This is a genomic window from Nonomuraea rhizosphaerae, assembly GCF_019396405.1.
GTDB lineage: Bacteria > Actinomycetota > Actinomycetes > Streptosporangiales > Streptosporangiaceae > Nonomuraea > Nonomuraea rhizosphaerae.
On sequence record NZ_JAHKRL010000194.1, the window covers coordinates 1 to 10,370 of the forward strand.

The following is a 10,370-nucleotide window of genomic DNA, read 5'->3' on the forward strand; positions in this document are numbered from 1 at the left end:
GGTCGTCTATCAGCACTTCCAGGTCGTCGGGCAGCAGCAGCGGGCTGGCCAGCCCGGCCGCGTAGTCGGTGGCGGAGTTGACCAGGAAGTCGGGGGCGAGCCGCACCTTGCGTAATCCGAGCACGCCGCCGACGATCTCGGGCTCCGGAGGGTGGGCGACGGTGGAGACGACGGCGACGACGACCTCGCGGCCGATCCTCGTGGCGACCTCGAACACCGTCACGGCCACGCACCGCTCGGGTGCCGCTGAGACCGCGTCGGGCAGCTCTTCCGCGCGAGTCATGGGGCGCGGAAGGCGTACGATCTCATGGTGGACCTGGTGTGCGAGGAGCCAGCGGTGGATCGCGAGGGCGTCCTTCATCTACAACCTCCTTGCCTCGTTCCATGGCCCCCGACGGTCCCCTGACCGACGGTAACCCCGACTTCATATGGCTCGGGGGATATGTTCCGGAGTACAAGGACGTATTCAGCTTGTCCCACACGAATCTGACCGAAAGCCAGCAGCGGGCCATGAACGACCTGTTCCGCAAGATCGCCCCTGTCGCCGACGAGCTCGGCCGCCTGTTCGCCGAGAAGGGGCACGAGCTGGCCCTCGTCGGCGGTCCCGTACGTGACATCCTGCTCGGCCGGGTGGGCAACGACCTCGACCTGACCACCGAGGCCAGGCCCGAGCGGGTCCTGGAGATCGTCCGGCCGTGGGCGGACTCCGTCTGGACGATCGGCATCGACTTCGGCACGGTCGGCGTGCGCAAGGGCGGCTGGCAGATCGAGATCACCACCTACCGCAGCGAGTCGTACGACCCCAAGTCGCGCAAGCCGGAGGTCATGTACGGCGAGACGCTGGAGGCCGACCTGGAGCGGCGCGACTTCGCGGTCAACTCGATGGCGGTGCGGCTGCCGGGGCACGAGTTCGTCGACCCCTACGGCGGGCTGAGCGACCTGTCGGCCAAGCTGCTGCGCACTCCGGGCACGCCCGAGCAGTCCTTCGACGATGATCCGCTGCGCATGCTGCGCGCCGCCAGGTTCGCCTCGCAGCTCGGCTTCACCGTCGACGCCGCCGCCGTCGAGGCGATGACCGCGATGGCCGAGCGCATCGAGATCGTCTCGTCGGAGCGCATCCGGGACGAACTGGACAAGCTGATCTGCGGCACCTATCCGCGCGAGGGCCTGCGCCTGCTGGTCGAGACCGGGCTGGCCGCCCACGTGCTGCCCGAGCTGCCCAAGCTGCGCCTGGAGATCGACGAGCACCACCGGCACAAGGACGTCTACGAGCACACGCTGACCGTCCTCGACCAGGCCATCGCCCAGGAGGAGGACGGCAAGCCCGACCGGATCCTGCGCTGGTCGGCGCTCATGCACGACATCGGCAAGCCCAAGACCCGGCGCCACGAGGCGGCCGGCCGGGTCTCCTTCCACCACCACGAGGTGGTGGGGGCGCAGCTCACCAAGAAGCGCATGGCCGAGCTGAAGTTCCCCAAGGACGTGGTGGCCGACGTGTCGCGGCTGGTGGAGCTGCACCTGCGCTTCCACGGCTACGGTACGGGGGAGTGGACCGACAGCGCCGTGCGCCGTTACGTGCGCGACGCCGGCCACCTGCTCGACCGGCTGCACAAGCTGACCAGGGCCGACTGCACCACCCGCAACAAGCGCAAGGCGTCCGCCCTGTCGCGCACCTACGACCAGCTGGAGGAGCGCATCGCCCGGCTGGCCGACGAGGAGGAGCTGGCCAAGATCAGGCCCGAGCTCGACGGCAACGAGATCCAGCGGGTCCTCGGCGTCGGGCCGGGGCCGGTCGTCGGCAAGGCCTACAAGTTCCTGCTGGAGCTGCGCCTGGACAAGGGCGTGGTGGGCAAGGAGACCGCCACGGCCGCGCTCCTGGAGTGGTCGCGCGAGAACCTCTGATCAGCCGCGAGGGCCGCTGATCAGCGAGGGGCGACCGCCCGGGCCGAGGTGACCAGCCGGTAGGCCAGGGCGGCGCCCAGGTAGCCGGCCGCGGCGATGCCCACGGCCAGGTAGGACTTGCCGTTGGCGGGCAGGATCGACGCCGACAGCGCCGCCGCCAGCACGTACATGCCGTTGAAGAGCATGTCGTAGATCGAGAAGGCGCGCCCGAGGTAGGCGTCCTCGACGTCGCGCTGGACGGTGGTGTCGGCGCAGATCTTGACGCTCTGCCCGGCGATCCCCAGCACGAACCCGAGGATCGGCAGCCCCCACTCCTGGAACGGCGTGGCCAGGACCGCCGTGAACACCCCCATCGCGGCCAGCGCGATCGGCACCCAGCGCTCGATCGTGAACCGCTCGGTGGCCCACGGCGTGACGACCACCGCCAGGAAGTAGCCGACGCCCGACGTGGCCACGACCAGGCCGATGCCGCGCAGCGCCGCCTCCGGGTCGCCGTCGGTGAAGTAGTAGCGGTACAGGATGATGCCGAGCGCGGTCGCCAGGCCGTACATGAACCGGTGCGCCGCCATGGCGCCCATCGTGGCGGCCGCCACGCGGTGCCTGACCAGGTGCTTGGCGCCGTCCACGAGGCCGACGACCACGTTGCGCACCGCCTCGCGGGCCTGCGGGCGCTCGGGATCGTACGAGGGGCCGAGCAGCGAGCGCTCCATCGTGCGGGCGATCAGCGAGCTCAGCCCGAACACCACGCCGGACACGACCAGCAGCAGCGCCACGCCGGCGTCGTCGCCGCCGAACACCTCGCGCAGCAGGAACCCCACCCCGGCGCCCACGAACGTCAGGACCGTGCCGGAGGTGGGCGTGACGGCGTTGGCGGCCATCAGCCGGTCCTCGGGCACCACGTGCGGCAGCGAGGCGCCGAGCGCGGCCAGGAAGAACCGGTTGACGCCGAGCACGCAGAGCGCGGCGCAGTAGAAGATCGTGTCGGGCACGTCGGCGGCGACCAGCGCCGCCGCGACGAGCAGCAGCACGCCGCGCACGAGCGGCGCGAAGAGCAGGACCTGCCGCCGCGACCAGCGGTCGATGAACACGCCGACGAACGGCCCCAGGATGCTGTACGGCAGCAGCAGCACGGCCAGACCCGTGGCCACCTGCAGCGCGGTGGTCTGCTGCTCCGGGCTGAAGAAGGCGAATCCGGTCACACCGAACTGGAAGATGCCGTCGGAGAACTGGGAGACCAGGCGCGTGCCGAACAGCCGCCGGAAGTCCCGGCCCTTCAGAACCACGCGAAGATCGGCGACGAAAGACACGCAGTCAGCCTAGCTCCACAGGTTGGGGCCGCAGATCGCCACCCGTATCCAGCAGGCATTATGATCACGTACGCTTCGTAGCGTGACGACGGAAGAACAGGTGGTGTTGGTCGACGCGGTCGGCAACGCCATCGGCACTGCGCCCAAGACCTCGGTGCACGGTCAGGAAACCCCGCTTCACCTGGCCTTCTCCAGCTACGTTTTCGACCAGGAAGGCCGGGTCCTGCTCACCCGGCGCGCCACCCACAAGCTCACGTGGCCGGGCGTGTGGACCAACAGCTGCTGCGGCCACCCGATGCCCGGCGAGCCGCTCGACCACGCGGTGATCCGGCGGCTGTCGTACGAGCTGGGCCTGTCCATCGACGGCGCCGACCTCATGCTCCCGCGCTTCACCTACCGCGCGGTCATGCCCAACGGCATCGTGGAGCACGAGCTGTGCCCGGTCTACCGGGTCACGGTGCGGGCCCCGGCGGTCCCCAACCCGGACGAGGTGGGGGAGTTCCGGTGGATGCCGTGGAAGGAGTTCACCGACGGCGTGATGAGCGGCCTGCTCGCGATCAGCCCGTGGTGCCGCGAGCAGGTGCCGCTGCTGGACGAGCTGGGCTCCGATCCCATGGACTGGAGCCCCGCCCCGGCGGCGGAGCTGCCTCCGGCCGCCCTGGGCCGCTCCCGGGGTTAGCGCTCCACCTCGCCGCGGATGAACTTCTCGACGTACTCGCGCGCCTCGTCGTCGGAGTACTGGACGGGCGGCGACTTCATGAAGTAGGACGAAGCGCTCAGGATCGGGCCCGCGATGCCCCGGTCCAGGGCGATCTTCGCTGCGCGCACCGCGTCGATGATGATCCCCGCCGAGTTCGGCGAGTCCCACACCTCCAGCTTGTACTCCAGGTTGAGCGGCGTGTCGCCGAACGAGCGACCTTCCAGCCGCACGTACGCCCACTTGCGGTCGTCCAGCCACGGCACGTGGTCCGACGGGCCGATGTGCACGTCGGCGCGGGCCATCTCGTGCGGGATCTGCGAGGTGACCGACTGCGTCTTGGAGATCTTCTTCGACTGGAGGCGCTTGCGCTCCAGCATGTTCATGAAGTCCATGTTGCCGCCGAAGTTGAGCTGGTAGGTGCGCAGCAGCTCCACCCCGCGGTCCTCGAACAGCTTGGCCATCACGCGGTGCGTGATCGTGGCGCCGACCTGCGACTTGATGTCGTCGCCGATGATCGGCACCCCCGCGTCGACGAACTTCTGCGCCCAGTCGGGGTCGGAGGCGATGAACACCGGCAGCGCGTTGACGAAGGCCACCTTGGCGTCCAGCGCGCACTGGGCGTAGAAGCGGTCGGCCGCCTCCGAGCCCACCGGCAGGTACGACACCAGCACGTCCACCCGGTTGTCGCGGAGCACCTGCACGACGTCGACCGGCGACTCGTCGGACTCCTCGATGATCTCGCGGTAGTACTCGCCAAGGCCGTCGAAGGTGTGCCCGCGCTGCACGGTCACCCCGGTCGGCGGCACATCCGTGATCTTGATCGTGTTGTTCTCGCTCGCCACGATCGCCTCGGACAGGTCACGGCCGACCTTCTTGGCGTCGACGTCGAACGCCGCCACGAACTCGACGTCACCCACGTGGTACTCGCCGAACTTCACGTGCATGAGGCCCGGCACGCGGATGTCCGGATCGGCGTCCCGGTAATAATGAACGCCCTGTACCAGCGACGCCGCGCAGTTGCCGACCCCGACAATGGCCACGCGAACCGAACCCATCGCACTCGCTCCCTTACTCATCAGTTGATCTGTCCGGGCTCTCCTCCGCGGAGGCCCGTCTTTCCGTCGCGATCAGCTCGTTCAGCCAGCGCACCTCACGTTCGACCGACTCGAGACCGTGACGCTGCAGTTCGAGCGTGTAGCTGTCGAGGCGCTCCCTGGTCCGCGCCAGAGCGGTGCGGACGGCGTCGAGCCGCTCCTCCAGCCGGCTGCGGCGGCCTTCGAGGATGCGCAGCCGCACCTCCGCCTCGGTGTGCCTGAAGAACGCGAAGTGGACGCCGAAGCTCTCGTCCTCCCACGCGGACGGCCCCGCCTGTGTCAGCAGGTCCTGGAGCCGCTCCTTGCCCTCCGCGGTCAGTTTGTAGACGATCTTCGACCGGCCTCCGACGATCGTGGTGGGAGCCGGCTGCTCCTCCATGATCAGGCCCTGCTCCAGCAGTGATCGCAAACACGGGTACAGCGATCCGTAGGAGAACGCGCGGAACATGCCCAGGAGGGCGTTGAGCCGTTTGCGCAGCTCATAGCCGTGCAACGGTGTCTCGTGCAGCGATCCGAGCACGGCCAGCTCCAGCACCCTGCCTTGTCCGCTGGCCATGGGAACCGCCCCCCTCTCGCTCCGATGTATCGCACCGATACATCCCGAGGATACGTCGCGCCGCTATATCGCCGCAACGACGAAGTTGACCATGCCGTTGGGCGGATTCAGCAAAACGCCGTAGTCTGGCGCTCATGTGGTCACAGCGAAGGGTGGTGGATTACGGCCTGGCGAAGCGGGCGGTGGTCCGATCCCTGCGTTCCGGGCGCACGTCGCCGGGGGACGTCTGTGACGCACAGCCGTACCTCCTTCGTGCGGCGCGCCACTTCGGCGAGCCGACCGAAAGCCCCTGCCCGGTGTGCGAGAGGGAGAACGTCACGCACGTGACGTATGTCTACGGCGACGCACTCGGGCGTCATGCCGGTGAGGCAAAGGTGACGTCGGAACTCGTCGAGATGGCCCATGATTACGATGAGTTCCGGGTATACGTCGTCGAGGTCTGCCAAGGTTGTTCCTGGAACCACCTGACGGTCTCATTCGTCCTCGGCACCGGACCGCCGGACCTTGTCGGGCGATCATAGAAGACCGAGGGCGGCGAGGATCCTCACGCCCATCCGCCGTGCTATCCGACGACGATGCGAGGACGTGTGAGTAATAGCCACAATGAGGGGACGGCTCGCCCGGGAAGGCGCCGTCGCTCCAGCTCATCCCGTTCTGTGCCCCAAGGGTCCGCGCCGCAAACCGGCGAGCAGGGCTGGGGTTCCGGCGACCCCCAGCGTCGCCCGGAGGCCGCGTACGAGCAGACCGGCGCGATGGCGGCGCAGTCGTACGGGAGCCCTCAGGACCCGCGCCAGCACGATCCACGGCAGGACCCCCGTCAGCACGACCCGCGTCAGCAGCCACAGGCGCCGCGGGAGCCGGGGCCGCGTCCGGGCAGCCGTCGCGCCGCCCGCGCCGCCCAGGGCGAGCGGGACACCCGCGCGCGCAGCAACCAGGAGACGATGGTCGGCGGCGAGGTGCCCCGGCGCTCCCGTGGGCGCGGCTCCAACCCGCCGCCCGGGGGGCCCGGCGGTCCTGGCGGTCCCAAGGGCCCCGGCGGTCCGGGCAAGCCCGACAAGCCGAAGTGGCGCCGGTTCATCCCGAGCTGGAAGATCGTCATGGCCTCCATGACGATCCTCGCCGCCGGCATCTTCGGCATGATCGCGGTGGCGTACGCCAACACCGAGGTCCCCAACGAGACGCAGGCCTCGGCGACGGCGCAGGGCAGCACGATCTACTACCGCGACGGCAAGACGATCATCGCCAAGCTCGGCACGCCGCGGAAGATCGTCCCGATCAACGAGATGGCCGACGTCGTCAAGGACGCCACGGTGGCCATCGAGAACGACACGTTCTATGAAGACTCCGGCATCTCCATCCAGGGCATGGCCCGGTCGCTGTGGATGACCGCGACCGGCCAGCAGCTGCAGGGCGCCTCGACGATCACCCAGCAGATGGCCCGCGGCTACTACGACGGGCTCAGCCAGGAAGTCTCCATCAAGCGCAAGGTCAGCGAGATCTTCATCGCGGTCAAGCTCGACCAGCAGAAGAGCAAAGAGGAGATCCTGCAGATCTACCTCAACACCATCAACTTCGGCCGCGCCTACGGCATCGAGGCGGCCTCCCAGGCGTACTTCGGCAAGAAGGCCAAGGACCTCACCCTGGCGCAGGGCGCCTACCTCGCCGCGCACATCCAGACGCCGAGCTGGGAGCCCGACGCCCCCGCGCTCAAGAACCGCTTCCAGACCGTGCTCCAGTACATGGCCAGGCAGTGGCCGGACAAGTACGCCGAGAAGGTGAAGACGGCGACCTTCCCGAAGGTCAAGAAGTCCAACACCGAGAGCCAGATGGGCGGCATCAACGGCTACATGGTCGACGCCGTCCTGCGTGAGCTCAAGCAGCAGCGCGGCCTCACCGAGGACGTCATCAAGAGCAACGGTTACAAGATCGTCACCACCTTCGACAAGAACCTCATGCAGGCCGCCAAGACCGCGGTGCTGAGCAACACCTCGGGGCTGAGCAGGGAGTTCCACACCAGCCTCGCCGCCGTCAACCCCAAGAACGGCCAGGTGGTGGCCTTCTACGGTGGCACCAACTACCTCAAGGACAGCTGGAACGAGCCCTTCGACTCGGCCAAGCAGGCGGCGTCGGCGTTCAAGCCGTACACGCTGGCCGCCTGGCTGCAGGCCGGCTACTCGCTCAAGAGCTGGGTGCCCGGCAGTGAGTCGGTGCCGAAGCTGATCCCCGGCTTCGAGCGCGGCCTGCGCAACAGCCACAACCTGCCCGCGTCCATCGACGTGGTCAAGGCGACCGCGCAGTCGGTCAACACCGCCTACGCGTCGATGGCGTACGCGCTGCCGGGCAAGATCGACGACCTGAAGAACCTCGTCGAGGCGGCCGGCTTCAGCAAGGACCGTGTCGCCGAGGACATCAAGGCGCACAACTACCAGTTCGCCATCGGCAGCGTCCCGGTGACGGCGGTGGAGCAGGCGGCCGGCTACTCGATCTTCGCCAACGAGGGCAAGTACACCCATTACCACGTGGTCAAGGAGGTCAGGCTGAGCAACAACCTGGTCGCCTATCCCGAGCAGAAGTCGTCCAAGGCCGTGATCAGCCCTGACGCCGCCGCCGACGCCACGGTCGCCCTCCAGGAGGTGCTGCGCAGCGGCACCGCGGCGGGCAAGGGCCTGGGCAACCGCCCCTCGGCCGGCAAGACCGGCACGAACAACGAGGAGAAGGAAGCCTGGTTCGTCGGCTACACGCCGCAGTTCTCCACGGCGGTGGGCATGTACCGCGAGGAGTGCTGGACCACGACGAAGAGCGGCAAGAAGATCAAGCGCGTCACGCCGACCCAGGCCAACTGCCCCATCACCCCGCGTTACAAGCCGAGCAAGAAGTACAACAACGACAACCCGTACACGCGGCCCTTCGAGACGTCACTCGGCTTCGAGGGCGCTGACCGGCCCACCTCGGTCTGGCGGGCCTTCATGCTCGCGGCGCACCAGAACAAGCCGGTCGAGCAGTTCCCGACCCGATCCGACTCCGGCACGCCCGAGAACATCGTGCCGAGCCCGACGCCGACGCCCACGCCGACGCCGGACGACCCGTCGCTCGACGATCCGCGGAACGACGACGCCACCTGCGGCGTCGTGCCGCCGTGCACCGACGACAGCGACCAGATCATCACGGTCGACCCCAACGAGAACGGCCAGCCCGACCAGGACGGCGGCCAGTTCGACGGCCGGGGCAGGCAGGGGACCAATCCCGGCAGGGTTCCGGAGCCGATGCCCAGCCCCAGCAGACGTGAGTTGTGGTGACGGCGACGACCGACTACCGCCCGCCCCTCATGGCGCGGGCGGTGCCCTACCTCCCCCTGGGGCTGTTCGCGGCCCTGGGGGCGACCCTCGCCTACCTCGTCCGGCTGCCGTGCCGCACCGGTGGGTGGAACAACCAGGTCACCACGTACACGAACTTCTGCTACACCGACATCTACCCGCTCTTCTTCGACCGGCAGCTCGGCACGCAGAGCCCCTACTTCGCCGACGTCCCGTTCGACAAGCACGTCGAGTACCCGGTGGTGCTCGGCGAGGTCATGCAGGTCGTCAGCGCGATCGTGCGGTGGCTGGCGCCGGGGGACATGGCCGCTCAGGCGGTCCGGTTCTACGACATCACGGTCATCCTGCTCGGCGTCTGCCTGGTCGCCGGGGTGCTGCTGATGGCGGCGGTGGCCGGGCCGGCCAGGCGCTGGGACGCGCTCTGGTACGCGATCGCGCCGTCGGTCGTCCTGGCCGCCTACATCAACTGGGACCTGGTCGCCGGCGCGCTGTCGATGGGCATGCTGCTGGCCTGGGCGCGTAAGCGTCAGGTGCTGGCGGGCGTGCTGCTCGGCCTGGCGATCGCGACCAAGTTCTACCCGCTGATGTTCGTCGGGGCGTTGCTGCTGCTGACCATGCGTACGGCGCGATGGCGGCCGTTCCTGGTCACCATGGGTTCGGCCGCCGGCGCGTGGCTGCTGGTCAACCTGCCGTTCATGGTGCTGGCCTGGGACGGCTGGCGCAGGTTCTACGTCTTCTCCGAGGAGCGTGGCGTCGACTGGGGCTCGCCCTGGCTGTTCTTCCAGAACAAGGGCTGGCCGGTCCTGGGCGACACCGACGTCAGCCTGCTGGGCATGCTCTCGCTGGCCGTGCTGTGCCTGGGCATCGCGATCCTCACGCTGGTCGCGCCGCGCCGGCCGCGGCTGGCGCAGATCTGCTTCCTGGCGCTGGCCGCGTTCATGATGACGAACAAGGTGTGGTCGCCGCAGTTCGTGCTGTGGCTGGTGCCGCTCGCCGTGCTGGCCAGGCCCAACTACAAGCCGCTGGTGCTGTGGCAGATCGCCGAGGTCTGGTACTTCTTCGCCATCTGGCTGTACCTGCTGTCCCAGTCGCCGGTCAGCCGGGACGACCTGGGGATCGGCGACAACACCTACTTCACCGCCGTCTGGGGGCGGATCATCACGATCGTGATCATGATGGCGTTCGTGGTGCGTGACATCCTGCGCCCGGACAAGGACGTCGTGCGGCAGGCGGAGATCGACGACCAGGTGGGCGGCGTCTTCGACGGCGCGCCCGACCGGTTCACGCTGCGCGCCCGCTAGCCATGATCACCCGCTCGGCGGACCGCGACGCCGTCCTGCTGTGGCTCGGCTCGCGGGCCGGACTGCTGATCGGGACGCTGCTCGGCGTCGCGCTGGGCGACTACGTGGGCCTGTGGCGGAAGTGGGACGCCGGGCTGTTCATCACGATCGCCGAGCACGGCTACGACGGCGATCCCGGCAAACCACCGGATGCCGG

General features: G+C 68.6%; 9 protein-coding genes and 1 pseudogene. 6 read left to right on the top strand and 4 right to left on the bottom strand.

Annotation, left to right across the window (positions count from 1 at the left end; all coding sequences use genetic code 11):
* A partial coding sequence (locus KME77_RS09490; RefSeq protein ID WP_219464176.1) for a hypothetical protein occupies positions 1–361 on the bottom strand: 361 nt, incomplete at its 3' end.
* A 149-nt stretch (positions 362–510) separates the two neighbouring features.
* Between KME77_RS09490 and KME77_RS09495 the strand changes: the two genes are divergently transcribed.
* On the top strand, positions 511–1,902 hold the full coding sequence (locus KME77_RS09495) for a CCA tRNA nucleotidyltransferase (protein WP_219464195.1): 1,392 nt from the start codon (positions 511–513) through the stop codon (positions 1,900–1,902).
* 20 nt (positions 1,903–1,922) lie between these two features.
* Here KME77_RS09495 and KME77_RS09500 read toward each other — a convergent pair whose 3' ends face one another.
* Positions 1,923–3,209 (bottom strand): MFS transporter, encoded by a 1,287-nt coding sequence (locus tag KME77_RS09500; protein ID WP_219464178.1) that lies wholly within the window; start codon positions 3,207–3,209, stop codon positions 1,923–1,925.
* Positions 3,210–3,291: 82 nt separating this feature from the next.
* Here KME77_RS09500 and idi point away from each other — a divergent pair, with 82 nt between their 5' ends.
* Entirely contained in the window at positions 3,292–3,888 is a 597-nt protein-coding gene (gene idi, locus KME77_RS09505; RefSeq protein WP_219464186.1) for an isopentenyl-diphosphate Delta-isomerase, read from the top strand.
* Here idi and KME77_RS09510 read toward each other — a convergent pair.
* Positions 3,885–4,964, bottom strand: coding sequence for an inositol-3-phosphate synthase (locus tag KME77_RS09510; protein ID WP_219464188.1), 1,080 nt, complete (start codon positions 4,962–4,964; stop codon positions 3,885–3,887). The two genes, idi and KME77_RS09510, sit on opposite strands and share 4 nt — an antisense overlap.
* 13 nt (positions 4,965–4,977) lie before the next feature.
* Positions 4,978–5,559, bottom strand: coding sequence for a PadR family transcriptional regulator (locus tag KME77_RS09515; RefSeq protein ID WP_219464190.1), 582 nt, complete (start codon positions 5,557–5,559; stop codon positions 4,978–4,980).
* A 134-nt stretch (positions 5,560–5,693) separates the two neighbouring features.
* Between KME77_RS09515 and KME77_RS09520 the strand changes: the two genes are divergently transcribed.
* The 4 genes and pseudogenes from KME77_RS09520 to KME77_RS09535 form a co-directional block, all read left to right on the top strand.
* Positions 5,694–6,080, top strand: coding sequence for a DUF5318 family protein (locus KME77_RS09520; protein WP_219464192.1), 387 nt, complete (start codon positions 5,694–5,696; stop codon positions 6,078–6,080).
* Between the two features lie 135 nt (positions 6,081–6,215).
* The gene (locus KME77_RS09525; protein WP_219464193.1) at positions 6,216–8,855 is read left to right on the top strand and encodes a transglycosylase domain-containing protein; all 2,640 of its coding nucleotides are present in this window, start codon (positions 6,216–6,218) and stop codon (positions 8,853–8,855) included.
* Positions 8,852–10,174 (top strand): glycosyltransferase family 87 protein, encoded by a 1,323-nt coding sequence (locus tag KME77_RS09530; protein ID WP_308250632.1) that lies wholly within the window; start codon positions 8,852–8,854, stop codon positions 10,172–10,174. The genes KME77_RS09525 and KME77_RS09530 overlap by 4 nt, the downstream gene beginning before the upstream one ends.
* Positions 10,175–10,176: 2 nt before the next feature.
* Positions 10,177–10,370, top strand: a pseudogene (locus KME77_RS09535) (hypothetical protein); the annotation flags it as partial.